Annotated in this window: 19 protein-coding genes and 1 pseudogene; 14 read left to right on the forward strand and 6 right to left on the reverse strand. The window is 55.6% G+C overall.

Going from position 1 to position 26307, the window contains the following annotated elements:
* Positions 1-323 precede the first annotated feature (323 nt).
* The 5 genes from AAC01S_RS11590 (at position 324) to AAC01S_RS11610 (ending at position 9572) form a co-directional block, all read left to right on the forward strand.
* A complete protein-coding gene (locus tag AAC01S_RS11590) occupies positions 324-1910 on the forward strand; it encodes an APC family permease (protein WP_245630196.1) in 1587 nt (528 codons plus the stop codon).
* A gap of 291 nt (positions 1911-2201) precedes the next feature.
* Positions 2202-3440, forward strand: coding sequence for a sensor domain-containing diguanylate cyclase (locus AAC01S_RS11595; RefSeq protein ID WP_067622318.1), 1239 nt, complete (start codon positions 2202-2204; stop codon positions 3438-3440).
* A gap of 202 nt (positions 3441-3642) precedes the next feature.
* Positions 3643-4086, forward strand: coding sequence for a MarR family winged helix-turn-helix transcriptional regulator (locus AAC01S_RS11600; protein WP_067622321.1), 444 nt, complete (start codon positions 3643-3645; stop codon positions 4084-4086).
* Between the two features lie 32 nt (positions 4087-4118).
* Positions 4119-7280, forward strand: coding sequence for an efflux RND transporter permease subunit (locus AAC01S_RS11605; RefSeq protein WP_067622324.1), 3162 nt, complete (start codon positions 4119-4121; stop codon positions 7278-7280).
* Between the two features lie 105 nt (positions 7281-7385).
* On the forward strand, positions 7386-9572 hold the full coding sequence (locus AAC01S_RS11610) for an alpha-galactosidase (protein ID WP_067622329.1): 2187 nt from the start codon (positions 7386-7388) through the stop codon (positions 9570-9572).
* A 50-nt stretch (positions 9573-9622) separates the two neighbouring features.
* Here AAC01S_RS11610 and AAC01S_RS11615 read toward each other — a convergent pair whose 3' ends face one another.
* Complete coding sequence (locus AAC01S_RS11615; RefSeq protein WP_083511735.1) at positions 9623-11008, reverse strand: amino acid permease; 1386 nt, start codon at positions 11006-11008, stop codon at positions 9623-9625.
* A gap of 296 nt (positions 11009-11304) precedes the next feature.
* Here AAC01S_RS11615 and AAC01S_RS11620 point away from each other — a divergent pair, with 296 nt between their 5' ends.
* Positions 11305-12621: a TrkH family potassium uptake protein gene (locus AAC01S_RS11620; protein ID WP_067622335.1), complete on the forward strand. Its 1317-nt coding sequence runs from the start codon at positions 11305-11307 to the stop codon at positions 12619-12621.
* 17 nt (positions 12622-12638) lie between these two features.
* Here the strand turns inward: AAC01S_RS11620 and AAC01S_RS11625 are convergent, their stop codons facing one another.
* The gene (locus AAC01S_RS11625) at positions 12639-13280 is read right to left on the reverse strand and encodes a DedA family protein (RefSeq protein WP_067622338.1); all 642 of its coding nucleotides are present in this window, start codon (positions 13278-13280) and stop codon (positions 12639-12641) included.
* Between the two features lie 231 nt (positions 13281-13511).
* On the opposite strand from AAC01S_RS11625, the gene AAC01S_RS11630 reads away from it, so the two are divergent.
* Both AAC01S_RS11630 and AAC01S_RS11635 read left to right on the forward strand, forming a co-directional pair.
* A complete protein-coding gene (locus tag AAC01S_RS11630) occupies positions 13512-14198 on the forward strand; it encodes a response regulator (protein ID WP_067622341.1) in 687 nt (228 codons plus the stop codon).
* The gene (locus AAC01S_RS11635; protein ID WP_067622344.1) at positions 14195-15619 is read left to right on the forward strand and encodes a sensor histidine kinase; all 1425 of its coding nucleotides are present in this window, start codon (positions 14195-14197) and stop codon (positions 15617-15619) included. The genes AAC01S_RS11630 and AAC01S_RS11635 overlap by 4 nt, the downstream gene beginning before the upstream one ends.
* Positions 15620-16003: 384 nt before the next feature.
* On the opposite strand, the gene AAC01S_RS11640 is transcribed toward AAC01S_RS11635, so the two are convergent.
* Positions 16004-17833: a glycoside hydrolase family 2 protein gene (locus AAC01S_RS11640; protein WP_067622350.1), complete on the reverse strand. Its 1830-nt coding sequence runs from the start codon at positions 17831-17833 to the stop codon at positions 16004-16006.
* A gap of 181 nt (positions 17834-18014) precedes the next feature.
* Between AAC01S_RS11640 and AAC01S_RS11645 the strand changes: the two genes are divergently transcribed.
* Both AAC01S_RS11645 and AAC01S_RS11650 read left to right on the forward strand, forming a co-directional pair.
* Positions 18015-19412 (forward strand): amino acid permease, encoded by a 1398-nt coding sequence (locus AAC01S_RS11645; RefSeq protein WP_245630197.1) that lies wholly within the window; start codon positions 18015-18017, stop codon positions 19410-19412.
* A 97-nt stretch (positions 19413-19509) separates the two neighbouring features.
* The gene (locus tag AAC01S_RS11650; protein ID WP_067622353.1) at positions 19510-19755 is read left to right on the forward strand and encodes a hypothetical protein; all 246 of its coding nucleotides are present in this window, start codon (positions 19510-19512) and stop codon (positions 19753-19755) included.
* 44 nt (positions 19756-19799) lie between these two features.
* Here the strand turns inward: AAC01S_RS11650 and AAC01S_RS11655 are convergent, their stop codons facing one another.
* Together AAC01S_RS11655 and AAC01S_RS11660 are read right to left on the reverse strand one after the other, a co-directional pair.
* Positions 19800-20009 (reverse strand): hypothetical protein, encoded by a 210-nt coding sequence (locus AAC01S_RS11655; protein ID WP_067622355.1) that lies wholly within the window; start codon positions 20007-20009, stop codon positions 19800-19802.
* A 189-nt stretch (positions 20010-20198) separates the two neighbouring features.
* Positions 20199-20765, reverse strand: a complete 567-nt coding sequence (locus tag AAC01S_RS11660; RefSeq protein ID WP_067622358.1) for a C40 family peptidase — start codon at positions 20763-20765, stop codon at positions 20199-20201.
* Positions 20766-21004: 239 nt separating this feature from the next.
* Between AAC01S_RS11660 and AAC01S_RS11665 the strand changes: the two genes are divergently transcribed.
* A complete protein-coding gene (locus AAC01S_RS11665; protein WP_245630198.1) occupies positions 21005-21472 on the forward strand; it encodes a helix-turn-helix domain-containing protein in 468 nt (155 codons plus the stop codon).
* A gap of 3 nt (positions 21473-21475) precedes the next feature.
* Positions 21476-23200 (forward strand): MFS transporter, encoded by a 1725-nt coding sequence (locus AAC01S_RS11670; protein ID WP_067622361.1) that lies wholly within the window; start codon positions 21476-21478, stop codon positions 23198-23200.
* A gap of 110 nt (positions 23201-23310) precedes the next feature.
* On the opposite strand, the gene AAC01S_RS11675 is transcribed toward AAC01S_RS11670, so the two are convergent.
* Positions 23311-24573 carry a glycosyltransferase gene (locus tag AAC01S_RS11675; protein ID WP_067622364.1) on the reverse strand — a complete coding sequence of 421 codons (1263 nt, stop codon included), beginning with the start codon at positions 24571-24573 and terminating at the stop codon, positions 23311-23313.
* A 447-nt stretch (positions 24574-25020) separates the two neighbouring features.
* Here AAC01S_RS11675 and AAC01S_RS20245 point away from each other — a divergent pair, with 447 nt between their 5' ends.
* Positions 25021-25299, forward strand: a complete 279-nt coding sequence (locus AAC01S_RS20245) for a VOC family protein (RefSeq protein WP_067622366.1) — start codon at positions 25021-25023, stop codon at positions 25297-25299.
* A pseudogene (locus AAC01S_RS11685) lies at positions 25241-26257 on the forward strand (Gfo/Idh/MocA family protein). Before AAC01S_RS20245 ends, AAC01S_RS11685 begins: the two are co-directional and overlap by 59 nt.
* Positions 26258-26307: the final 50 nt, after the last annotated feature.

Below are 26307 nucleotides of genomic sequence, written 5' to 3' on the forward strand. Positions count from 1 at the left end.
CCTCTCAGAGCCGCTTATTTACCCGTCCCCTGGGTCCCCAGCCCGCTCGTCCCCGCCTACGCGGCCCCCAAGCCATCCATTCGCCCTCAGCCCCCGTTCCCCGGCCCCCCAGCCGGTCCGCTCCCAACCATCTTCGCGATCGCGCGCGCAGCCCCGGTCGCCTGCCAGTCCTCTCTCACCTATTCAAAGACGCCCTTGTCCTACAAGGTTTTGTCAATCTGCGACACCGTCGGTGAAAAAATTCTCGCAATATACGATATATTATTGAAGTCTTGTGTATAATAAGTCAAAACATACTATCTCTTTTGAAGGGGGAGGGACCTGTGTCTGTTAAGCAGGGCCGATTTAAGCGAAAATTAACACTTCTTGACCTATCGCTTTTGGGCGTTGGCTCGATGATTGGGTCCGGCTGGCTGTTTGGCGCTCTGAACGGCGCGAAGGATGCCGGCAATTTGGCGTGGGTGGCTTGGTTGTTCGGGGCCGTCGTCGTCGCATTGATTGGTCTTGTGTATGGTGAGTTGGGGGCGATGTTGCCTCGAGCCGGAGGATTCGTTCGATACCCACAGTACACGCACGGTTCACTCGTGGGGTGGCTCATTGGGTTCTCGTCGATGCTCGCATACTCCAGTGTCGCAGGCGTCGAGACAGACGCGTTTCGTCAGTATGCGACCGGTTGGTGGGGCGGACTTGGAACGGCTTCTAGCCCGACTTTTCTAGGCATTCTCGTGCAGGTCGCACTTTTGGTCGTCTTTTTCCTAATTAACTATTGGAGCGTCAACTTTTTTGGAAAAGTCAATACTATCGTCACTCTGTTCAAGTTTATCGTACCCATCATTATTATTGTGATTCTTCTGACGCACATGCATGTCTCGAACTTCTCCCAAGGCGGAGCTAACCCTGGTGGAATCAAGGGAATTGAAACCGCGGTAACCGGCGCCGGTATCGTGTTTGCGTATCTGGGATTTCGGCAGGCGGTCGACTTTGGCGCGGAAGCCGCAAGGCCGCAGCGGGACATACCGCTGGCGATTCTATTTGCAATCGCCTTGAGTGCCATCATGTATCTTTTACTGCAATTCGGATTTATTGGTGCCGTTCCAGAAGCTGTCGCAAAGGGCGGCTGGGCGAATGTAAGTTTTGATCAACCTTACGTCGATATCGCGAAGGCGTTGGGCATGTTTTGGCTGGCGACCTTGGTGAACATCGACGCGGTCATCTCCCCCTCTGGTACCGGCAACGTCTATATGTCTGGTACAGCGCGTACGATATTTGCTTGGGCGAAAAACGGTATTTTTTATTCGATTTTCGGCAAGGTGAATCCAAAGACAGGTATTCCTCGCGGCGCCATGTGGTTGACCTTGCTTTTGTCCATCGCGTGGATCATGCCGTTCAAATTCCAGATTTGGAGTGTCCTCATCAACGCCGTTACTTCTGCAACGGTGATGACGTACATGGTCGGTCCCATTTCGATCGCGTCGTTGCGCAAGACCAGTCCCGAAATGCATCGGCCATTTAGGCTGAAAGGCATGTCGATTATCTCACCGCTCGCATTTATCGGGGCCACGTGGATCATCTATTGGTCTGGTTGGTCGACCGATTCACTGCTGATTGGGCTGGTCATTGGATCGCTCATTCTGTATTTCGCCTTCCTGGACCGCCGCGAATCGGCCGAGAAGCTGAAGGCGCAGTGGAAATCGGGAATTTGGCTGATTGTGTATTATATCTTCATCTTTGTCATGGCCCGAATTGGATCGTTTGGACCAAGTGGTTCAAAGCCCATCATTCCGGATCCGTGGGACAGTCTGATTGTCGCTGTTGGCGCGATTATTCTCTACTATTGGGGTGTCGCCAGCAGGATGCCGGAGCCTGTGTTTGATACCGATGAAGGGGAAGAGATCGTTCCGATTCCCTGAATGAAGCCGAGTCAATAGAAGCAGGTTTGTCAATCTGCGTAATACGTGGGGCAATCCCGTCGATAGTGATACTATCGAACGGGGTTGTCCCTTTGTCACATCGTTGCTCGCCATGGGTGTACAGGTGCTTGGAAAGCGGGCGATCGCGACGTTTGTTCTTCCTGCCAACTGTACCCATAGTATGATCCAGCCTCGTTTCGATATGATTGGAGCAGCATGGTGACTGACGTAAATTGAAGGATATACTTCGATATAAACTGGAGAACGCCGTTCTGTGGAGGTGATATGTGCATGACCAGGGCATTCGATGTTCTTGTTCAAGGCGGCAAGTTGTTTCAGTCCCTTTTTCAAAACTATCCGGTCGGCATCTTTATTGTAGATTCGCAAGGGTACTGTTTGGACGCGAATCCTTTTGCATTGCATATCAGTGGGTACACCTTGGAAGAACTAGCAGAGAAACCGGTAAGAGAATTGCTTCTTGCGGAGGGTAACAAACTTGCTGCGAGCGAATGGGACGATCAAAACGCGCCTGGTGTTCGCGAATTGGAAATCCGCCATAAACATGGGCACGCGGTGTATGTAAAGTTGACGGAGGTTCCGGTTCAAGTCGATGCGGATACGACATGGACGCTGCTGACACTGGAGGATATTGATCAACAGAGAAAGCAGCATACAGAGCTTTTAAACATTCAAGACATGTTTTCGTTCATATCGCAGCAGTCTCAAAATGTGATTTCCGCATTTTCGGCTGATGGGACATTTACCTATATCTCGTCTTCCGTGACCGATCTGCTTGGCTATACCCCTGAAGAGGTGGTGGGAAAATCCGCCGTCCTGTTCAACCACCCGGAAGACAACAAAAATTTGGCGAAATTGAGAGACACATTGCCGCGTCACCAGAACACGGAGCGATTCACGGGGCGGGTCCGGCACAAGAATGGCGACTACCGGTGGTATGAGACAACCGTTCAATACATTCGCGACGAGTCGGGAGCAATCGTCCAGACCATTGGCGTCGGACGTGACATCACGGAGCGAAAGGAAGCAGAGGAGGGAATCGCCTATCTGGCGTATCATGATCCTCTGACCGATTTGCCGAATCGTCGTTTGTTTAAGGAGCGATTCGATCTCGCCTTGGTTCAAGCGAAACACGCATGCCATTGCCTGATGTTGCTGGACCTGGACGGTTTTAAGCCTGTCAACGATTCTTATGGTCATCATATTGGGGACCTGTTGTTGGTTGAAGTAGCGAAACGGTTGACGCAATCCGTTCGAGATGGGGATGTCGTGGCTCGGCTCGGCGGGGATGAGTTTACGATCCTCCTGAAGAATGTGGAAAGTTTGGCTGAATGCAATGATATGATTGCGGTGATCGAAGACGCGGTTTCGCAACCGATTTTTATCGAGGAGTACCAATTGCGGATTCATGGGAGTATCGGAATTGCGTTGTATCCGGAGCATGGAGACACTGTGAGCAAACTTATGCGACATGCCGATATGGCCATGTACTACGCCAAGAACACACGTTGATGCCTGCCCTTCTGGTCCTCTGACACCTGCATTTCTCCTGCATGGATGTTCCACTGTTCGCCTCCCGTTTGATCCCAGTATCTACGAAGGCTTATTTGAGATTGCGATCTTTGGCAACCTACATACGGCGCAATGTTGAATTTTATTTCGAAAAGCTATATATTAGTTTAGCGATATAAAATGAATTGGGGAGCACGTGAGGATGGAGCAGGAATCGGTTGTGATGTTCTTTGAAAGTCTCCAACGCTTGATGAGGATGATGAGGCAGTCCCGGCCTTGGGAAGTCGATGGACTGTCCATTACCCGTGTCCAGCGGTTTATCCTGTCGACGTTGACCACTCAAGGTCCGTGTACGATTGGCCAGTTGGCTGAACGATTGGATGTGCGGCCCAGCACCATGTCGACGATGGTGGATCGCCTGGAATTGGCCCACCTCGTCCGGCGTAAGACGTCTCCCGACGATGCTCGGGTAAAAATTGTCGAGTTGACGGATGAGGGTAGCGCGATCGTCGAGAGCGTTCGATCCACGATCATGCGCGAGTTGGCAGACTCGTTCACGCAGTTGACGGAAGCGGAGCAACACACGTTCATCGAATTAGTTCGGAAATTGTCGGACATTCTCCAAAAGCAGCACGAAGAAAACTGACTCGACAAGCACGAGTGAAAGGCAGGATATCCATGCGTTTTTTGACCCGATTTTCGTTACGAAATCCGGTTGCCATTATCATCTTGGTGCTGCTGGTAGTGGTGGGCGGTATTATCTCAACGCGTTCGCTCAAGGAAGAGTTGATGCCCGACATTTCGATTCCTATCGTCACCGTCTCCACAACCTATCCTGGGGCGACTCCCAGCCAGGTGGCCGATGATGTTACGAGCCCGCTGGAAAAAGCCCTCAATGGCACACAGGATGTCCAAGTCATTACATCCAACTCGCTGGCCAATGTTTCGGAAATCGAACTCCAACTGAACATCAATGCCGATCCTGACAAGGTGGCGCAGACAGTCGAGCAAACGCTGGAGGCTGTTCAGCTGCCAAGTTCGGCAGACAAGCCGGATGTGCAGTCGTTCTCGTTGGGAAACGCTCCAGTTTTGGAATTTGCGGTCGGATCGAAGACGGTTCCCATGGAGCAGCTCAAAAATATCGTGAACAACACGGTCATCCCCGCGATGCAGGGTATTTCCGGAGTTGCCAAGGTGACTGCGGCGGGCGCGGATGAGGACAACATTGTTGTCACATTCAATTCCGCCAAATTGAATCAATACCATCTGACACTGCAGCAGGTGGAGCAGACGCTGCAGAGCGACAACGTGACGATGCCGCTTGGTACGGCAACGGTGTCGAATAAAGTGCAGCCTGTGCAACTGAATGCGCAGTTTCAATCCATCCAAGACATCCGCAACTTGCCGCTGACTACGCAAACGGGGACCATTGCGCTTCAGGATGTGGCCACGGTGTCAGAGCAGGCTCCTGGAGACTCAATCAACCGCACAGACGGTCAACCGAGCATTATGGTCAGCGTTTACGAAACGGATGATGCGAATACCGTCCAGGTCGTGAAAGCGGCAAGGTCGGAAATCGCCGCGCTTCACAAGCAACTGCCAAGCGGTGTCAACACCACCACCGTCTATGATTCGTCGCAGATGATTACAGGGTCTATCAACGGACTGTTGCACGAGGCCTTGCTTGGCGCCCTGTTCGCGGTTCTTGTGATTCTGTTGTTCCTGCGCAACTGGTTGACCACGCTGATTGCGGTCGTGTCGATTCCGGTTTCCATCCTGTCCGCGATGATTCTTTTGAATCACTTTGGTGTGACGCTCAACATTATGACGCTTGGAGGTCTCGCCATTGCGACGGGGCGGGTGGTCGACGACAGTATCGTCGTGATCGAGAACATTTATCGATCCTGGAAGAGCGGGCTTGGCTACGGGAGAAAACTCGTGATGTACGCCACCGCAGAGGTCGGCAAAGCCATCTTGTCGTCGTCGCTGGCCACCATCGCGGTATTCCTGCCGCTTGCGCTGGTCAGCGGGGTGATTGGCAAAATCTTCGCCCCATTCGCGTTGACGGTGGTTTTCTCACTGATTTGTTCGCTGATTGTGGCCTTGACCATCGTGCCGTTGTTGGCGTGGATGTTCGTGGTTCGAAAGCCGCCGCGGGGCAAAGTCGCAGAATGGCTGGATGCGGCCGTGGCGGATGGGGCCGATGGCATTCTGCACCCCAGTCTCATCGATGGGGCATCGAATGAAGGGGACGATCCGTCGGCGGCACGGGTGCCCAAGTGGCGGCCGTGGCAGTTGGCCTACCGAGGAGCGCTCGATTGGTGCTTGAATCACAAGCTGTGGGTCATTCTTGGCACAGCCGTTGCGTTTGTCGCATCCATCGCGGTGCTTCCGATTGTCGGCAGCACGTTCATGCCCAATTCCACGACCCAGAATGCGACGATTTCCATCACGCTTCCGGTCGGCACGCCGCTGAACGTGACGAACAGCAAGGCTCAACAGGTCGAGCATATCCTTCGCAAAGACCAAGCGGATATTGAAACTCTGAATACCCAAGTGGGCGGGTCATCGAACGCGCTTGTTGCCGGGCCCGGTCAGACCAATACGGCGACGTTGAACATCGCGCTCAAGCCAAAGGTCGATGTCAATCAATTTTTGGACAAGGTCCAGAAACAGACCGCATCGCTGAACCAGGGCAATACGCAGATCACGGTGGAGGGCGTGGCGGCAGGCGGGGATCAAACCGCGTTTGATATCGTCGTCACCGGACCCAACGATGGCGCGATTCAGTCCGCCGCCACGGAGATTTCCGGCCGGCTGAAGCATATCAACGGACTCACGAACATTTCGAACAACCTGTCCCAGAAGCAGCCGCAAATCAGTATTGTGCCGAATCGGCCGGCGATCGCGAAATACGGCTTGACGGCACAGATGGTGGGCAGTGTCATCAGTGAGTACGTGTCGCAGCAAAATATCGGATCGGTGAATCTGAATGGACAAGCGTATGACATGGAGGTCGCGCTCCAGCACTCGGCCATCGACACGCTGTCTGCTATCCGAAGTTTGCCGATCACGATGACGCCGACCGGACAAACGGTGGACCTTGGCGATGTGGCGAGTGTGCAAACGGTCCAGACGCCGACTTCCATTCTTCACGAAAATGGTCATTCGTACGTGGAGATCACGGCGGACTATACGTCGAAGAACACCAACCAGACGGAGAAATCGGCGATGCAGGCGATTCAATCCATGCATTTGCCGACTGGCGTGCAGGTGCAGCAGTCCATTACCAACCAGCAGAATGCGCAGGATATGTCCAGCCTCGTCGAGGCGATCGGCGCCGCTGTCGTGATCGTCTACATCGTGATGTTGATCACGTTCGGCGAGTGGTCCGCCCCGTTCGCCATCCTGTTCTCGATGCCTGTCGCCTTGATTGGCGCGTTCTTCGGCTCGCTCATCGCCAAGCAGCCGATCAGCGTCTCCTCCATGATTGGCATTCTGATGTTGATGGGTATCGTCGTCACGAACGCCATCGTGCTCGTCGGACGCGTCGAGCAGCAGCGTAGCAAGGGATTCACGATCCGTGAAGCGCTGCTGGAAGCGGGTACTACGCGGCTCCGTCCGATTTTGATGACGGCTATCGCGACGGTCTGCGCGCTCCTGCCGCTCGCGTTCGGTTCATCGGAAGGCTTGCTGTTGTCACAAGGGCTCGCCGTGGTGGTGATTGGCGGCATTGTCACGTCGACGATTTTGACGCTGTGCATCGTGCCGCTGATGTACGAATTGCTGCACTTCCGGGCCATTCGCCGGGAACGCAGACGCCTGGCCGAAGTCGAATAAGGTTTGAAGTGAAGATGTTGCGAAGCCTGTCCCCCATTGCAGGTCATCTGCGGTGGGGGACAGAATTGTAATGCGTGCGAATTCGCTTTCATGGGATGGTGAACGATGAGTATTGTATACGACGAACAGAGGCGAATCTTCCATCTGCAAGCACATGACACCAGTTACGTCATGGAGATTGTCAAGGACGGATTCCTGGCGCACCGCTACTACGGTAAGAAGATTTCAGAATACACAGGCGCGTCCAGGTATCCTGATTTCAGCAGGGCGTTCTCGCCAAATCCGGATCCGACGGATCCTGCCTTTTCGCTTGACACCTTGTTGCAGGAATATCCGGCGTTCGGGATGTCGGACTTTCGTTCCCCTGCCTATCAAATACAAGCTGCTGGCGGATGGACCGTTTCCGAGCTCAAATATCGATCCCACCGCATTTCCAAAGGCAAGCCCCCGCTCGAAGGTCTGCCTGCCACGTACGTGGAGCGCGAGGACGAGGCGGAGACGCTCGAGATCGAGCTGGAGGACGCGGTGCTTGGCCTGTGTGCCGTGCTGCGATACACCGTTTTCGAAGGATTCGACGCGATCACCCGCAATGTTCAGTTCTACAACCTGAGTGATACTGCAATCCGTCTGCAGCGAGCCCTCAGTATGAGCGTCGACTTTCCCTGCGCGGACTTTCGGATGATGCATCTTGAGGGTGCGTGGGCGCGAGAACGGCATGTCGTGACGCGGCAGTTGGTTCCCGGAATCCAGTCGATTGAGAGCCGCCGCGGAGCGAGCAGCCATCAACACAATCCGTTCGTCGCGCTGTTGGGCGACGCGGCCGATGAGCACCACGGCGACGTGTACGGGTTTAGCTTGGTGTACAGCGGCAACTTTCTCGCCCAGGTCGAAGTGGATCAATTTTCGACGGCACGGCTGTCGATGGGCATCAACCCGTTTGACTTCAGTTGGTTATTGGAGCCCGGCGAGTCGTTCCAGACGCCTGAGGTGGTCATGGTTCACTCGTCGCACGGACTGGGCGAGATGTCGAGAACGTTTCATCGCTTGTACCGATCCCGTTTGATGCGGGGTGCGTGGCGCGACAAGCCGCGGCCGATTCTGATCAACAATTGGGAAGCGACCTATTTTCAGTTCACGGCGGACAAAATCGAGCGTCTCGCCAAAGCGGCCGCCGAAGTCGGCATTGAACTGTTTGTGCTGGACGACGGATGGTTTGGCAAGCGCGACGACGATACCACCTCGCTCGGCGACTGGTTCGTCGATAAGACGAAGCTGCCGAACGGGTTGGCCGATCTCGCCGAACGCGTCAACCGATTGGGGCTCAGTTTCGGGTTGTGGTTTGAACCCGAGATGATTTCTCGCGATAGTGAACTGTACCGCGCTCATCCCGACTGGTGCCTTCATGTTCCGGGCTACCGTCGATCCGAAGGGCGAAACCAGTTGGTCCTGGATCTCACACGTCCCGAGGTGTGCGACTACATCGTCAAAGTGGTCAGCGACGTCCTCTGTTCCGCCCCGATTCACTATGTGAAATGGGATATGAACAGGCATATGACAGAGGTCGGATCGGCCGCCCTGCCGCCGGATCGACAGCGGGAGACAGCGCATCGATACATGCTTGGCCTGTATCGGATCATGGAGGAAATCACATCGAAGTTCCCGCACGTGCTGTTTGAGAGCTGCTCCGGAGGTGGCGGGCGTTTTGATCCCGGCATTCTTCATTTCATGCCGCAGACCTGGACGAGCGACGACACCGACGCTGTGGAACGACTCAAAATCCAGTACGGGACGAGTATGGTCTATCCGCCGATCGCGATGGGCTGCCATGTGAGCAGCGTTCCGAACCACCAGACAGGCCGCGTAACGCCGCTCGAAACGCGAGGCGACGTCGCGATGTTCGGCAACTTTGGGTACGAACTCGACCTGACGAGCCTGTCAGCCGACGAGTTGGACGCGATCCGATTGCAGATTGAGAAATACAAAGGGTTGCGCTCGCTTGTGCAATTTGGCAACTTTTACCGATTGCGAAGTCCGTTTGCAGGGGACGACGCCGCATGGATGTACGTTTCTGAGGATCGAGGAGAGGCGTTTGTCGGATACTATCGAGTGCTGGATCGACCAGGAGATCGCGTTCGTATCCTGCGGCTTGCGGGACTGGATTCTCATCGACGGTACAAAATTGTCGAAACGGGATGGATCCACGGCGGCGACGAGTTGATGCACGCTGGGCTCACCATGCCGTATCTCCACGGGGATTTCCGCAGTTGCACGTTCAGGCTGCAGGGCTTGTAGATTCGAAGTTGTGCCGCGATCGGAGATGGGGCCCCGCAAGGGGCCGCCGATCATACGATGTCAAAGTCACACTCTTCGAGCGGTACCACCTTCGTCTTCTTCACAAACTTATAGCTTAACCACAGCAGTACGAACAATGGGATGCCGATGTACGTGGCGATGACCCCGGTCCAATCGATCTTGCCGCCGAAAAATGCCCCGTAGTCCTGCCCCAACACGACAATCAAGCACAGAACGAGCGCGAAGATGGGCCCAAACGGGTACCACTTGGCGCGATACGTGAGCTCGCCGAGATCTCTTCCTTGCGCCACATAGGCTTTGCGGAACCGATAATGGCTGATGGCGATCCCCAGCCAGGCGATGAATCCGCTCAAGCCGACGCTGTTCAGCATCCAAGTGTACACGGCGTTCCCGTAGACGGAGGTTAGGAACGCCAAAAAGCCAATCAGCAGATTGACATACAGCGCGACGGACGGCACACCTCGACGGTTCACCCGCGCAAGTATGCGCGGCGCCTTGCCCTCCGTGGCGAGCGCCCACAGCATGCGCGTGGAAGCGTAGAGCGAAGAGTTGCCGGCGGACAGGACCGAGGTGAGAATGACAGCGTTCATCACCGCAGCCGCAAACGCCAAGCCAGCTCGGTGCAGGACGAGCGTAAAGGGGCTGATGGCGATGTGATCGACGCTGGCGTTGAGCAAGTTGGGATCCGTATAAGGTATCAACATGCCGATGATGAAAATCGCGAGCACGTAGAAGATGAGAATGCGCCAAAATACCTGGCGGATCGCCTTGGGCACATTCCGTTTCGGATTTTCACTCTCACCTGCGGCGATCCCCACGAGTTCCGTACCTTGAAAGGCGAAACCGGCGACCAACACTGTGCTGAAGATCCCCACGATACCGCCGTGGATGGGAGAACCTCCGAGCGTGAAGTTGTGAAAACCCACCGGATGTCCGTTGAGGATGCCGAAGATCATCAGGATGCCAATGACGATAAAGACCACGATGGTCGCCACTTTGATTCCCGCGAACCAATACTCTCCTTCACCGTAGCCTTTGACGCTGAAGGCGTTCAACGCAAACAACAAAGCGAGGAACAGCGCGCTCCAGAGAATGGAGGGGGTGTGCGGAAACCAGTATTTCATGACGATGTCGCCGGCAACGAGCTCGGCTGGCAGTGTGGTCGCCCAAGAATACCAGTAGTTCCATCCGAGCGCGAATCCCAGCGCGGGATCCACAAACTTCGTGGCATAGGTTTCGAACGATCCGGAGACCGGCATCGCCGTCGCCATTTCGCCAAGGCTGGTCATGATAAAGTACACCATGATGCCGACGATGATATAGGCAATCAGGGCGCCGCCGGGCCCTGAGACGCTGATGGAGGAACCGCTTGCCACAAACAGCCCGGTTCCGATGGCTCCTCCAATCGCGATCATCGCCAAATGTCTCGCACGGAGACCTCTTTTCAAGGGCTGAGACGGACTGGTGTCCGACAGACGACTGGCAACGTATTTTTCCAAAAACAATCGCTCCTTTGCTGCATGGTCGGGTACGTCCGGAGTGATTCGCAAGCCCGAGTGACCAAACTTTCATAAAGTACGATATAATCCACAAACAAAGCTTGTTGCTGATGCATCACAAATTCATTCGACGCACTGAATAATTATGCACAGATATTCAAGAAAGTTAATGGTAAATACTAACTGAGCATATCTGGCGTGGAGGTTCGTTCATGAATATCCGGATTAGTCCACCTCAAAAGGTGGTCCTCGGCTATCTTTTCATCATCGTCGTCGGCACTGTGTTGTTGATGTTGCCCATCTCCAGGCACACGGGCATTTCGTTGACCGACGCGTTCTTCACCTCGACAAGCGCGCTTTGCGTGACTGGACTGAGCACCGTGACGACAGCCACGACGTGGACCCCTTTCGGCGACTTTGTGATCGCGCTGCTGATGCAGGTGGGAGGAGCCGGAATGACGCTCGTCACGACCGGCGTGTATCTGGCCTTGGGCAGAAAGATTTCATTGCGGGATCGGGTGCTCATTGCCGAGGATCGCAACTTCGGTATCCACGGGGCTGTGCGACTCATCCAAAGGATCCTGATTTTCAGCTTCGCGATTGAGGCTGCTGCTGCGTTTCTGTTCACGCTGTATTTTCACGGGGTGTATCACTACGGATGGGTTCGGGCGATTGGCATCAGTTCGTTTCACGCGATCTCGTCCTTCAACAACGCAGGTTTCGATCTGTGGGGCAATTCCCTCGAAGGCTTTGCGACGGATCCGTTTGTCGTCATCATGACGAGCTTGCTCATCATTCTCGGCGGATTAGGGTTCATCGTCTTGGAGGAACTGTACAGTTATCCAAGAGAGCGCAAGTTGTCGCTGCATGCCAAGATTGTGCTCTTCATGACCGCACTGCTGCTTGTGCTCGGGACCGTCATCATCTACCTGCTCGAGTCGAATTACGCCTTTGCGTCGCTGTCGCAAGGAGCAAAGTGGCTGAACGCCTGGTTTGCGTCGGTGACGACTCGAACAGCTGGCTTTGATTCGGTGCCCATCGGTAAGATGAAGGAAGTCACTTGGTTTGTCATGATTCTTTTGATGTTTATCGGGGCGTCACCGGGATCGACTGGAGGCGGCATCAAGACGACAACCTTCTTCGCATTGGTCAAAGCGACCATCTCGTCTCTGCGGGGGCGCGACGAGGTTGTGGCGTACGGGCGCTCCATCTCCTGGGGGCTCGTGAAACGCGCCATGATGCTGTTCTTTCTCGCGACATCGGTCGTCGTGGTTGGAACGATTGTCGATTCGATTCTGGATCCGCAGATCAGCCTGCTGCGATTCCTGTTTGAAGAGACATCCGCCTTTGGAACGGTCGGCCTGACCACGGGCATCACCGGGATCGTGGACACACCGGTGAAGTGGGTTTTGATTGCCACGATGTATATCGGGAGAGTCGGGATTTTGACCATTCTCGTCGGTATGCTGCACCGTCGAGGCTATGTCGCGCGCGTTAAGCGGCTGGAAGAGCGGATATTCATTGCATAGCGGCGCTCACTCGTTGCTCATTTGTTGATGGAGATGTCGTGATTCGGCATGTCGCCGTCCCGATTGACGAAGCGGTCAAGGCGTTTGTGGAACGCGCGGTACGCAAAGACCAGGGCGGCAAGAAGCACGGCGGCAGGAATACATTCGATGCGCCAGTGGTGATAGAGTGATTGGCCAGCCTTCTCCAGGAACGATCCGGTCAACAGAAACGTGCTGGTCCAAGCCAGCGAAGCGATGAGTTGGGCCGTTAGGTAGGTGCGCATTCGGATTCGTTGAATACCAGCCACGTATGGGACGAGATCGCGAATGACCGCGATATATTTTGTGACGATGATGGTCGGAAGTGCGCTGCGGCGAAAGAGTCTTTCCGTTTTCTGCAACCTGGCCTCCGTCAGGAACACGTACTTCCCGTATCGCAGGATGAATGGGCGACCAACGGCGCGGCCTAGCCAATACGTCGCGATGGATCCGGCAAATGTGCCGAGCGTCGCCGCGATCACGAGAAGCCACAAATGCAGGTGAATCTTGTGCGTTTGGGCCAGGATGCCGAGCGTCGTGAGCAGCGTTTCTCCTGGGACGATCAAAATCAGATATTCGAGGCCAAGCAGCACAAATACGCCCGTGTATCCGTACGCCATCAAGATGTGTTGGAAGCCCACGGCTTTCCACTCCTTATCAATCATACCTTGTTGAACTGCGCCTATATCAAGATAGCTCGAATCGTCGGGGAAGATGTGGATTTTTGTAGGAATTTTCGCGAGCCATGCAGTTGTGGCACAGTTCATTCTACGCCGTGCAGCCAATCGCGTTATAGGCGTCCACAGCTTCTCCACGGCTTCTCCAAACGGACAAGAACGCGTTCAAATATAATGGACGGAGAGGTGATCAATGTGCCGCAGCGCATTTTGATTGTGGATGACGAGCCGAAGGTCGTGGATGTCATCAAATCATTCCTCGAAGGCGAGGGGTTTGAGGTACACGCACTTTTCGATGGATCGTCCGTCGTGAAAACCGTGGATCAACTCAAACCTGATTTGGTGATATTGGATTGGATGCTGCCAGGGGTCAGCGGGATCGACGTCTGCCGCGAACTTCGCTCCGCTTCGGCAATTCCCATCATCATGGTGACGGCGCGATCGGAAGAAGTGGATCGCGTATTGGGACTCGAAATGGGCGCGGACGACTATATCGCGAAGCCGTTCGGACTTCGCGAACTCGTCGCCCGTATCCGATCCGTCCTTCGCCGGGCACAGCAGCAACCTGCGCCGGAACCTGTGTACGTGCGGGGGAATTTGAAAATTGACGAGGCCCGTTTTCGCGTGTGGAAAAATGGCGAAGAAATCGCGTTGACTCCCGCGGAGTTTCAAATGCTCGTCACATTGGCCGCCAAACCTGGTGTGGTCTACAGCCGCCTGCAACTCCTTCAGACCGTCATGGGCAACGCGTATATGAACTATGAACGCACGGTGGACAGCCATATCAGCCATCTTCGCCGAAAGATCGAAGATAATCCGTCCAATCCGCGGTACATTCAAACGGTTCATGGCATGGGTTATCGCTTTGGAGACGATCTATGAGGATCACCGTCACACGCAAAGTGTTCCTCATCATTGCGTCCCTCATCGCGTTCATGTCGGCGGCCTTTTTCACGTTGGCACACAATGAACTCGAGGGCATGTTTCGCTCTTACGCCAGCCAGGCCAGACAGCGAACGGCTGTTCAATGGGCCGATGTCATCAGCTATTTCTACCGAAGCGACGGCGGATCGTGGTCCGAGGTGGACAAGCAGTTGAAAGCGCTGATGGCAGTCCGGCCGGCGGGTAACGATTTGCCTGAGCAGTTGATTGTCGTCGATCCCAAGGGACACTTGATCCTTGACGTCGGACGACAGCGAGGCATGCGCGCACGAAGCCTGTATTCCATCGTGCATTTGCAATCGAATGGGCGCATTCTCGGCGATTTGATGATCTACGGCGAAGGCCTGGATCCGTTTTACGAGATTGAAGAGACTGTGCTGCACACGATGACCTTGGCAACGTTGTGGGGAATCATCATATCGGGAACGCTCGCGCTCTTGTCGGGCGCCTTTATGGCGAGGCGGATGACGAGACCGCTGAAACGCATGTTGCAGGCCATCAAGGGCATCACGAAAGGCGATTTATCCACGCAAATCCCGGTGTCCTCAAACGACGAATTCGGGCAAGTCGCACTTGCGTTCAACGAAATGACCAGGCAGTTGCAAGCCACGGAGCGCGCACGCACGCATCTGGTCGCCGATGTGGCCCACGAACTTCGAATTCCGCTCACGATTATCCAAGGACAATTGGAACTCATCCAACAAGGCGTCCGCGAGCCTAAACCCGAGGATTTATTGCCAATTCACGACGAGGTCATCCGGCTGTCCAGATTGGTCCAGGATCTGCACCAACTCTCGCAAGCGGAAGTTGGCAAATTGGCTGTGCATAAACGTCCCACCGACGCGATCGCGTTCTTCCAACGGATCGTGGAGTATTTCGAGATTGAGGCGGCGGATAAAAAGATTCGCTTGGAGTTGGAGACCAGGGACAAAACCACGGATGATTCTGCCGCGATGGGCGATTCTGGCACGAATGGGAACGCAGCCGCGGTGAGCGCGAAGACGCGCGAGATCTTGATCGATCCCGACAGAATGACGCAGGTGTTCGTCAACCTCCTCGGCAACGCCGTCCGTTACACGCCGGACGGCGGTGAGGTCAAGGTCGTTGTCGATCTCGCGCCGCACGAACTGCGCGTGATGGTCAAGGACACCGGTCCAGGCATCGCACAGGAGCATCTGCCGTACCTGTTCGATCGATTCTATCGGGCGGACGAGGATCGCTCCCGGAATACTGGAGGGACCGGCCTGGGCCTGGCTATCGCGAAAGAGTTCGTCGTCGCACATGGCGGCGAGATCGAAGTGATGAGCGAGGTGGGGAAAGGGACGGCGTTCGTGGTGGTGCTGCCGCTGTTGCCGACTTGAACGGTTTCTGGCAGGGGGCGACGGCGTGGCGTGGGCGGTGGCGCGATCCCGTCCCGGCAGCCTACGTGTTCTGTCCGAGCCCGAGGCACCGGAGGCGAATAAGCGGCCGCAGGCCGCTTAAGTGTGTCGAATCGCCTGAGTGGCGGCGAATAAGCGGCTCGCAGACGCTTAAATGGCCGAGCCCGACTCGTTCGGGAGGGATCGGAGGCAAATAAGCGTCCCGGAGCCGCCTATTTGCCCTTGATCCGGCCGTTTTGCCGAAATAAGCGTCCCGGGGCCGCCTATTCGCGCGTGCACCGGTCGCCTGCAGCGCCCACCCTTCGTTCACCATCGCCCGTCTTGCCCGATCCCGCCACCGACAGCCCGCCACCCTTTGCCCCCCTGCTACGCTCCGGCGCCCGTGCTGAAGTCATGTGGAATGCCGCGCCCCTCCGTAATGGAGCGAATCACCTCAACAGGTACTTTCGGTTTTCGGTCGTACGTCAAAAGTCCGTTGATCTCTTGTTCCACGTCCGTGAACTGGGTGTAGCAAAAGCCTTGGATCACGGGCGAATCGAACATGGGTTGAATGACGTCGAAATAGCGCTGGACAAAGTCGGGATCGGACGCGGCGGATGAGTATCCCCATCCATCCCATCCGCTTTTTTTATAAGAGATTCCGCCCATTTCGGTAACCATGATAGGCTCACCTTCATTGTGGTAACCTGGCGCATATATCAGATGGTGCCCGGGGGTGGCGGATACGGACGATTCCCGCGTTGCGTAGCGGGCCGAGAGGATCTCGCGAGCGCTTTCATAGTCGTGAATCGTACATAAATCCGAGTGGGTGTGCTCCCATCCATCGTTTGATATCACCAACCGCGATGGGTCGAGTGACTTGGTGAGGTAGTACAAGGCATTCAGAAACGCGCGTTGTCTTCCGTCGGAGATGAGGTTGGGTACGCCCCAGCTCTCGTTTAGCGGCACCCAAGCGATGATGCAGGGATGGTTGTAGTCGCGTGCGACGGCTTCCTGCCACTCTGCGGTCAAACGGCTGATGGCCCGCTCCGAATACTCATAGGCGTTTGCCATTTCTCCCCACACGATAAGGCCCAATTTGTCGCACCAGTAGAGGTAGCGGGGGTCCTCAATTTTCTGATGTTTGCGAGCGCCGTTGAAGCCGAGCGCTTTGATCAGTTCCACATCCTGGCGAATGGCGTTGTCGCTGGGAGGCGTGAGATTACCGTCCGGAAAGTAACCTTGATCCAGGACCATGCGAAGATAGTATGGGCGGTTGTTCAGCAGAATCACGCCATTCTCGACGGCAATTTTGCGCATGCCAAAATAGCTTTGAACCGTGTCGATCACGCCTTCGGTGTCGTGAAGCGAGTACGTGATATCGTACAGGTTTGGTTCCTCCGGCGACCAGGCACGCACAGGTTGGGCTGGGTCGCTGTTGACGTATATCCGCAAGTGGAACCGCTCTTGCGCGCGCACGCGTGTTTGGGCGATAGTCTTTCCTTCGTGGCTGACCGTAACGGAGAATTCGGCTGGGATGAGATGACGGTGGAGTCCTTCGATGTGTACATCGAGATCGACAGCCCCTTCGTCCAGGTTTGGGGTCGCCTTGACAGATTCGATGTACGTTTGTGGAACCTGTTCCATCCACACGCTTTGCCAAATGCCTGTGGTTCTTGTATAGAAGATGCTCGCGGAATGTTCTTCCCAGAACTGTTTGCCTCGAGGCAAGGACAAGTCGGTGCTGAAGTCTTGTGCCCGGACGGTGAGGAGATTTGCCCCCGCGCTGACGAGGTCTGTCGCGTCTACGGTGAATGGGGTATGGCCACCCTCATGCTGTCCTGCGAACTGCCCATTGATCCAGACTTGCGCCTTGTAGTCGACGGCGCCAAAGTGCAGCAATACGCGGGTGTCGGCTTGGTCCGTTTCCACCGAAAATTGTCGTTGGTACCAAACCACGTCGTGGAATCGCGGATCGCCTATGCCGCTCAGTTCGCTTTGGTATGCAAACGGGACGAGAATTTCTCGGGAAAATGGAGCATGGTTGTACCAATGTTCTTGGATGCCAATGTTCTCGTCGTCGAATTCGAATTTCCACGTTCCATTCAAGCTGACAAAGTTGGGACGGTAGTACTGGGGGTTCGGATGTTCGGATCGGGGAATCGTCGTGGATTGGCCTGTTTGCCCAAGTTGTGCCAAGGACTCATCTGTACTCATGCTGATGAACACTCCTCCATCATGCGTTGGTATCTACAACCATGATCGATTGGCTCGAGATCGTCAAGGGCTTCAGGGAGGTTCTTGGCCGCTCACGCCCCATCCTTCGTGTACATATACTGTGTGCACGACATTTCAGGCGTGATCGCATGATCACTCTGCCATTTGAGGGGGCGCAGATGTGAGCCAGGCAAAACCCGAACACCATGTTCAATCGGGAAGTAACGACTTGCGACGCAGTTTGTCTGGCCGCCATATCAGTATGCTGGCGATTGGCGGCGTGATTGGCGTGGGCTTGTTCTATGGGGCGTCGGTCAGCGTGCAGCTAGCGGGGCCGGGCGTGTTGATTGGTTTTCTAGCGTGCGGTGTGATTGTCGCTATCGTCATGCGCGCGCTTGGCGAGATGACCGTCGAGTCTCCAACCTCAGGCTCATTTACGGAATACGCGACCAGGCATCTGGGGCGCGGCGTTGGCTTGGTCACCGCAGGCATGTGGTGGTTCTATTGGATCGCCACAGTGATGTCCGAACTTGCCGCGATTGGCAAGCTGTTGGAATACTGGTTTCCATCGCTGCCCGCGTGGATTCCCGGACTGGCGGCGCTGATCCTGTTTACGATATCGAATTTGCTCGTCGTCCGTCTCTTCGGCGAGATCGAGTTTTGGTTCGCCGCGTTGAAAATTCTTGCGATCACGGTATTCATGGCGTTCGGTCTGCTGATCATTCTGACCGGCCTCTTCAACCATGGCCACGTGACCGGGTTAACCAATCTCTGGGTCAATGGAGGCTTTCTGCCGCATGGCTGGTTCGGCGTGCTGATGGCGATGTCGCTTGTTGTGCAGGCATACAGCGGGATCGAGACGCTTGGCGTGGAAGCAGGCGAATCCCGCGATCCCAGGGTGACGATGAGACGGGCATTTCGCACAGTGACGGTTCGCATCGGCGTACTTTATATCGGATCGATGCTGATCATGTTGTGCGCCTTTCCGTGGAGCTACTTGATTGGGCATTCGGGCAGTCCGTACGTGCTGATGTTTTCGAAGATTGGTATTCCGATTGCCGCAGGCCTGATCAACTTGATCATTGTGCTCTCCGGGCTCTCTTCCTGCAACACAGGAATGTACGGCGGCAGCCGGATGCTGTACAGCCTGTCGCGAAGCGGTGTCATTCCGGATGCCATTTCGACACTCAACAAAAACCGCGTCCCCCGTCTTGCGACCTGGATCACGGCTTTCGCGATCTCGATAGGCATCCTCATCACGTATCTGGCGCCCAACAACGTCTATGTGTGGATCACGAGCGCGTCCGCGTTTGCTTCGCTCTGGACCTGGGCCATCATTTTGCTCGCGGAGATGGTCTCACGGCGGCGGGCCAATCGATCCGGTGTCCGTTTGAAGTATCCGATGCCGTTTTGGCCTGTGCTTCCGATGATTGGATGCCTGCTGTTGTTGGTGACATTCGTATCGATTGTATGGTCTCCGTTGACGCGAATCTCCGTCTTCAGCGGCCTCGTCTGGCTCGCCCTGTTATGGATGTATTGGCTCACGCGCGGGAGAAGAAAGATGTTTGAATCGACGTGAGACAGATTGCAGCTTGAGACATGATGCAACGTCCGCCAAGGTATGCCCACACATTCTTCAAGCGCTTGCATGTGATGGAAGTGAGGGGGGATGCGGCATGGTTGTCGTCTTGAACGCGAGGGAGACTGGGAGCGCGGAGATTGTTGTGACAGCAGGAAGCAGTTCCGATCCGGACGTCGTGATCGCAAACTTTTTGGGGCGCACGATAGGCGACGTATTGCGGATCTTGGAGCAGCGGGGATACGTGCTCTCGTTCGTCACCCAAAACTCGTTTGTATGCACGAAGCCTGTCTTGGCAGGGCGGCGTGGGAATGATGCGAAGCGGTCGCACAAGGCGCGCTGACCGGGAGCGTCGAGAGGCGGATCGTGCGGCGTCGGTCGCAGCGCCTATCTCTTCGATTGATTGCTCCATTTGCGAACTCGCTTCCAGATCCACTTCACGATGTCAGATATCCAGATATAGAATCCGATTTTCCCAAGCAACTGTAGAATGGGCTGAACCGTGCTGAACGCCGCGAACAGCAAGAATGCGATGAAACCAAGAATCACCACGAGGATGGCGACGAGCACGATCAGGACGATCACCAACGTATGCATTGCCATCCTCCTTCGTCCGTCCATGTACCTATGTATTGTACATCGAAACGCGGGGGACTGGGGACGATAACGGACAAATTGACGATTTGCCCATCGCCCCTAATTGCGTCCACCGACTTCGATGTCTGGCGCTCCAAGTGAAACAGTAGGTTAAATTCGAGGATTAAACTCGAAAGTTCAAACAGAAGGTTAAAACATTCGTTTGACGCCAGTTAGATGGTTGTGCCAGTACCATCCAGGACCGATGTTCATGTAGGCGACTTTTCCTTTGCCGCCGCCCTCCTGGATCATTGTATTGTTGCCGATGTAGATGCCTACATGTTTTCCGTTGTCGAAAATCAGCAGATCTCCTGGACGCATGTCCTTGATGGGAACGCGCCAACCGACAGAAGTAGCCTGCTTCTTCGAAGCGGTCGTAAATTGGTATCCCAGCGCATGGTGATAAACGTATTCCGTGTAGTTAGAGCAATCGAAGCCATACTGGCCTCGGTCCTCATTGTGTCCCCAGATATACGGGGTGCCAAGTTTGCTTCTAGCTACACGCAACACGGCGTCGTACTTGTATGTCCAAGATGCGGACAAGGCTGCGCTTCCGGATGTTTTTACGTGATGAACGCCTGGGGGCAAGTGACCTGCCTTCGCGACCGTTTTGCGTACTGCTGCGTTTGCTGTGGCGGGACTGATCCAAGTCACTGCGCCAAATGCGGCCGTGATGATCATGGCGGTCGAGATGGCTCGGCTGATCTGTCTCGTCAATAGAATCTCCCCTTTCTGTAAACCAATAGGATAAGCGTAACAGAGTGGGACACAGGGTTGAACGCGTAAATCTTGGATGTCGCACGGCTGCGGATGGGCGATGACCGCCTCTTGCGGCGCCAGACAAGGTTTTGAAGTAAATTGACGTTGACGTAAACTTCGTGTTCCGCTAACATGATCACTTGGGAGTTCTTGTCGATTTTGGTCTGAAATTTTTCGTTTCGAAGAAGAGGTGGTGAGTGGATTTGGATGGTCAAATTGGCGACACCATTGGCGTAGACGCAGTCGTACGCGAACTCGGAATCACGTCGCGCACACTGCGGTACTACGAAGAGATTGGACTTCTGACGCCTGTTGCGCGTACGCCTGGAGGCCATCGCCTATACGATCAATCGGCGATCGAACGTTTGAAAAATGTCATACGTCTCAAGGAGAATCTGGGCTTTTCCCTGCAAGAGATTCGCAATGTCATGGAAGCGGAACAGGAGCTTGAGGCGTTGCGCAAGAACTTTCGCGAGTCCAAGGCGGCTGGGGATGAAGAGGACAAGCGGCACGCTTTGGACTCATACATACGCATCCTCGAGGATCTGGTTGCGACGATGGACAGCAAAATTCAGAGTTTGACTTCGATGAGACAAGCGTATCAAGAGCGGTTGGAGCGATCGATCCGATTTCGAAGCGAGAAATTCAAGACTGAGGAGAGTTGACAGATGGCTGAAGGGTCAACGCACAACCAACACTACAAGTGGATCGCCTTGTCCAACACCACACTCGGCGTATTGATGGCGACCATCAACCAGTCCATCCTGATCATCGCGCTGCCGGTGATTTTCAACGGTCTGAAAGTGAATCCGTTGGCCAGCAACCAAACGGGGCTGTTGCTATGGGTTCTCTTAGGGTTTAACGTAGCGACCACCGTGTTGCTCGTTCTCTTTGGACGGCTGTCGGACATGTTTGGCCGCGTGCGTTTGTACAACCTGGGGTTCCTCGTGTTTACGCTGGGTTCGGTGCTGGCGTCACTGACGTGGAGCCAAGGTACGGCAGGCGAAGTCGAGTTGATTATCTTCCGCATCGTGCAGGGGATCGGCGGCGGGTTCTTGTTCTCGAACAGCGCCGCGATTCTCACGGACGCCTTTCCGCAAAATCAACGAGGGCTGGCGCTCGGTCTCAACCAGGTGGCGGCGATCGGCGGCGGTATCATTGGCTTGCTTGTCGGCGGCGCGCTTGCCGCGACGGGTCACTGGCGCTGGGTATTTCTCGTCAACGTTCCGGTGGGCATCTTCGGCACGATTTGGGCGTTTGTCGCGTTGAAGGAAGTTTCTCGCCGTCCCTCGAACCAACGATTGGACATTCTCGGCAACGTCACCCTCACGCTGGGATTGCTGGGGATTATGCTTGGTCTGACGTATGGCATCATGCCGTATGGCAGCCACAGCATGGGCTGGAGCAACCCGCGCGTGATTGGCGAACTCATTGGCGGATTCGTTTTCCTCATCGTGTTCGTCATTGTCGAGACGTTTACCGAACAACCGCTGTTCAATCTGCGATTGTTTGGCATTTGGCCGTTTACCGCAGGGAATTTGAGCGGACTCTTGGCCTCGCTCGCCCGCGGCGGTCTGCAGTTTATGCTGATCATTTGGCTGCAGGGAATCTACCTGCCTTTGCACGGCATTTCCTACGCAAATACGCCGCTCATTGCGGGGCTCTACACGCTGCCGCAGATGCTCGGTTTCCTCGTCGCCGGACCCATCAGCGGAACCTTGTCGGATCGTTTCGGAGCGAGAACGTTCGCGACCGCCGGCATGGTCGTGACGGCGCTTGGCTTCTACCTCTTGGGATCGCTTCCGGTCGACTTCAATCACTGGCTGTTTTGGATCTATCTCTTCGTGATTGGCGCAGGAATGGGCCTGTTCGCTTCACCGAACAGCGCCGCGATTATGAACTCGCTGCCGGCGCGGTACCGCGGCGTCGGGTCCGGGATGCGTTCGACCTTCACCAACGCGGGATCGATGCTCAGCATGGGGATCTTTTTCTCCATCATGATTGCAGGGCTTGCGCAGAAGTTGCCGGGCACACTGTACTCGGGCTTAACCCAGCACGGCATACCAGCGGCAGGGGCTGCCGAAATCTCGAAATTGCCGCCGACCTCATCACTGTTCGCCGCGCTGCTCGGGTATAATCCATTGAAAAATTTGCTGCAAGAGTTCGGTTTGCTGTCCCACATCCCAGCGGCGCAAGCGCGCTACCTGACGGGTCACACCTATTTCCCAACGCTGATTGGTCCACCGTTCATGCATGGTCTCAAACTCGCATTCCTGGTGTCGTTGATCATGTCCCTGGTCGCGGCCGTGGTTTCTTTCTTCCGAGGGAAACGCTATGTGCATGTGGAAGATTCGTCGGAGGCTGTCGTTCCTGCGCCGAATTCTACGAAGTAGGTCACGCAATACGGCGATTATTCAGCGATCGCGTTTTCGGTTCGCGATCTCAGTCATTCCATCTCGATCCACACTTTCGTTCGGGCCGCCTTGGGCGGCCCGACACACGTTTAGAGGGGCTTGGCGCTGTGATACCGGCGATACGGCCTGCCTTTCCATGCATCCTCCTTCCCAAGCCAAAAACGGCGGGCGGAGTCGATGGTCATGAGGGTATAGAGCAGTCCAGACAATGGAATCCACATGGCTTTCCAGCGTGACACTCGGTACCAAGCGAGCATCGGCATAAAACTGGCCGTCATCAGCACCCACGCGAGTCCATTGACAATGAGACCCATCGTTTCGCTTGGAGTCGGTTCGTTGGTCGCGAGAAGCGCGATCGAGACAAGAGCCAGGACGACCGGATACAAATACAACAGAGCCATGCCAACCACCGTACCGACGAGCAGAATGAAGGAATACTTGAGTTGGACGTAGGCGGAGCGGGCCACCATGTTCCAGATGCTTTGCAGATTGGCCGCTTCGCGCAGACTCGCCACGTCGTCGCCAAGGCCGAGCCAGAGCGTTCCGCCGCGGCTCTGGACGAGTTTCGCAAGCGCGCAGTCGTCGATGAGCGCGTCCGCCATCGGGGCCAGCCCCCCGTCTCTCGCCACGAGCTTGCGCCGCACGAGAATGCTTCCGCCAGCGGCTGCAGCCGTTCGCCGACGAGGATTCGCCACCCATTGAAACGGATAGAGCATCGCAAAGAAATAGACGAATGCGGGAATCAGAATCGATGCCCAAAATCCCTGAATGTCGAGGCGAACCATGAGGGAAACGAGATCGGCCCGCGTGTTTGCCGCCTGCCTGACCAACGTCTGCAACGAGTTCGGCGGATGCAAGATGTCCGCGTCCGTAAACAGCACGTACTCTGCGTCGGCAGGAGCATGCTGAAGCCCCGTCTGCTGGGCGAACACCTTGCCTGTCCACCCCTCGGGCAGCGCCGGTGAAGAGATGACGGTCAGGCGCTCGGCAGCACCGCTCTGCTGTGCAATCTCGACGGCGGTCCGGGCGGTGCTGTCTTCACTGTGATCGTCCACGATCACGACGGAATATTTTCCATCGTACTGTTGACTCAATAAAGCCGGAAGCGTCTTCGGCAGCATGTCGGCCTCATTGCGGGCGGGTACGATCACGCACACGCTGGGCCACGCTTTGTCGTCGGTATGGTTGCCTGCGCGATTGTCCGCACGGGACGGAATCTGAGCCGAGCCAGGCATCGTCGCGGGAGCGGATCCCAAATGCATCGTCGTGCGCCAGTAGCCGCCCCGAAAGAGCATCAACCAAATCCAGGCTAAGAGAACGAGTCCACCAATGACGTCCACCAGCCACCACATGCTTATCACCTCGCGATGGTCGTGATATGTCAACTATATCCGATCGCGCGTCCGCAAGGCGATGGGCTTGCGCGGGTGGAGCGGGAAGGGAGTGGGAAGGGAGTGGGAAGGGAGTGGGAAGGGAGTGGGAACGAAAATTCGGGCGGATAAGCGTCCGTGGGCCGCTTATCCTTGTCGAATCATCTGATTTTGGTGGAATAAGCGGCCGAGGGCCGCTTAATCGACCTGTGATCGCCTCGATCCGGCGGATATGGAGTGAATAAGCGTTTGTGGGCCGCTAAAATCGGCGGGATCGAGCGAGTTTGGTGGAATAAGCAGCCCGGGGCCGCTTATTCGGCTTCGCGTTCTCCCGCGCCGCCCGCGCCTTCCCCCCGCGCCAGATCTTCACTATAATGGGCTCAGCTTCTTTTGTTGGCACTGGCACGTTTCGTTGTCGAGTCGCGGGGAATGGGCGTAAGGGGCATTCGCAAGATCGGCCAGGTCTCGATCACGGTGGAGGACACAGCCAAAGCGGTTTCGTTCTATCGCGACGCGTTGGGACTTTCGTACATATGGGAGACCAATGGGATGGCTTTTTTCCCGCGATTCGGAAGGGAATTGGATGGCGATTCAATCGGAGATACCTGTAAACTGAGTAATTCTGAGAGACGTTTGGAGTTGGTGGATCTTGAAACAGCATCGGATCATCGTCGCTGGATGCGGCGGGATGTCCAACACTTGGTTTGATTACGTCGCACAGCGGGACGATGCGGAGATCGTTGGTTTGGTGGATATCTACATCGACAGCGCCATCGCGATGGCGAACCGACGGGGACTGTCGGCACCTGCATTCAGCAGCTTGGAGCAAGCGCTTTCTGAAACGGATGCGAATCTTGTGTTCGATGTCACGATTCCTGAGAGTCATCGGGAGATTGTGACCACCGCGTTGACGGCTGGCTGCAATGTGTTCGGTGAAAAGCCGATGGGCGTGTCGATGGAGGATGCGAAGGCGATGCTGCGGGCGGCGGAGTCGACTGGCAAACGCTATGCGGTCATGCAGAATCGCCGCTATCAAAAGCAGCTTCGCGCGCTGCGGGCGAGCGTGCAAAACGGGGCGATCGGGCGCGTCGGCTCCATCCACGCCGATTTCTTTATTGGCGCGCACTTCGGTGGATTTCGCGACGCGATGGAGCATCCGCTGATTCTCGACATGGCGATTCACACGTTCGATCAAGCGCGATGCATCTCTGGCGCGGACGCGGTGTCGGTGTATTGCCACGAGTTCAATCCGCCTGGATCGTGGTATTAGGGAAACGCGTCGGCTATCTGTATTTTCGAGATGAGCGACGGATCGACATTCTGCTACCGAGGCTCCTGGTGCGCGGAGGGCATGAATACGTCGTGGGAGTCGTCGTGGCGCATCACGGGCGAGCGGGGGACGTTGATGTGGGACGGCGCGAACGATCCCGTCGGAGCCGTGGTCGACGAATCGCAGGCGCCGGCTTTCATTCGTCCTACGAAGCCGCTTTCGGTGCCGCTGGAGTGGGACGGGCGCGAAGGCCATTGGGGCTGCCTCGACGAAATGTTTGCGTCGATCGCGGAGGGACGAGCTGCCGAAACGGACTGTCACGACAACATCAAGAGTGTCGCCATGGTGTTTGGCGCCATCGAGAGCGCCAAGTCGGGCCGGAAGGTGATGCTGTAAGGCTGACACTCCAAAGGTGACCCTGCAATAGCGTGGATGCGTGAATGGGA

It is taken from the genome of Alicyclobacillus acidiphilus NBRC 100859, from assembly GCF_001544355.1.
GTDB lineage: Bacteria > Bacillota > Bacilli > Alicyclobacillales > Alicyclobacillaceae > Alicyclobacillus > Alicyclobacillus acidiphilus.

What these genes read in the sequence shown, in the direction of transcription:
- AAC01S_RS11605 (WP_067622324.1), top strand. Translation starts at nt 4,119, where the DNA reads ATGCGTTTTTTGACCCGATTTTCGTTACGAAATCCGGTTGCCATTATC.
- AAC01S_RS11640 (WP_067622350.1), bottom strand. Translation starts at nt 17,833, where the DNA reads ATGAGTACAGATGAGTCCTTGGCACAACTTGGGCAAACAGGCCAATCC.
- AAC01S_RS11650 (WP_067622353.1), top strand. Translation starts at nt 19,510, where the DNA reads ATGGTTGTCGTCTTGAACGCGAGGGAGACTGGGAGCGCGGAGATTGTT.
- AAC01S_RS11655 (WP_067622355.1), bottom strand. Translation starts at nt 20,009, where the DNA reads ATGCATACGTTGGTGATCGTCCTGATCGTGCTCGTCGCCATCCTCGTG.
- AAC01S_RS11610 (WP_067622329.1), top strand. Translation starts at nt 7,386, where the DNA reads ATGAGTATTGTATACGACGAACAGAGGCGAATCTTCCATCTGCAAGCA.
- AAC01S_RS11670 (WP_067622361.1), top strand. Translation starts at nt 21,476, where the DNA reads ATGGCTGAAGGGTCAACGCACAACCAACACTACAAGTGGATCGCCTTG.
- AAC01S_RS11675 (WP_067622364.1), bottom strand. Translation starts at nt 24,573, where the DNA reads ATGTGGTGGCTGGTGGACGTCATTGGTGGACTCGTTCTCTTAGCCTGG.
- AAC01S_RS11635 (WP_067622344.1), top strand. Translation starts at nt 14,195, where the DNA reads ATGAGGATCACCGTCACACGCAAAGTGTTCCTCATCATTGCGTCCCTC.
- AAC01S_RS11615 (WP_083511735.1), bottom strand. Translation starts at nt 11,008, where the DNA reads ATGATCGCGATTGGAGGAGCCATCGGAACCGGGCTGTTTGTGGCAAGC.
- AAC01S_RS11595 (WP_067622318.1), top strand. Translation starts at nt 2,202, where the DNA reads ATGACCAGGGCATTCGATGTTCTTGTTCAAGGCGGCAAGTTGTTTCAG.
- AAC01S_RS11620 (WP_067622335.1), top strand. Translation starts at nt 11,305, where the DNA reads ATGAATATCCGGATTAGTCCACCTCAAAAGGTGGTCCTCGGCTATCTT.
- AAC01S_RS20245 (WP_067622366.1), top strand. Translation starts at nt 25,021, where the DNA reads ATGGGCGTAAGGGGCATTCGCAAGATCGGCCAGGTCTCGATCACGGTG.
- AAC01S_RS11600 (WP_067622321.1), top strand. Translation starts at nt 3,643, where the DNA reads ATGGAGCAGGAATCGGTTGTGATGTTCTTTGAAAGTCTCCAACGCTTG.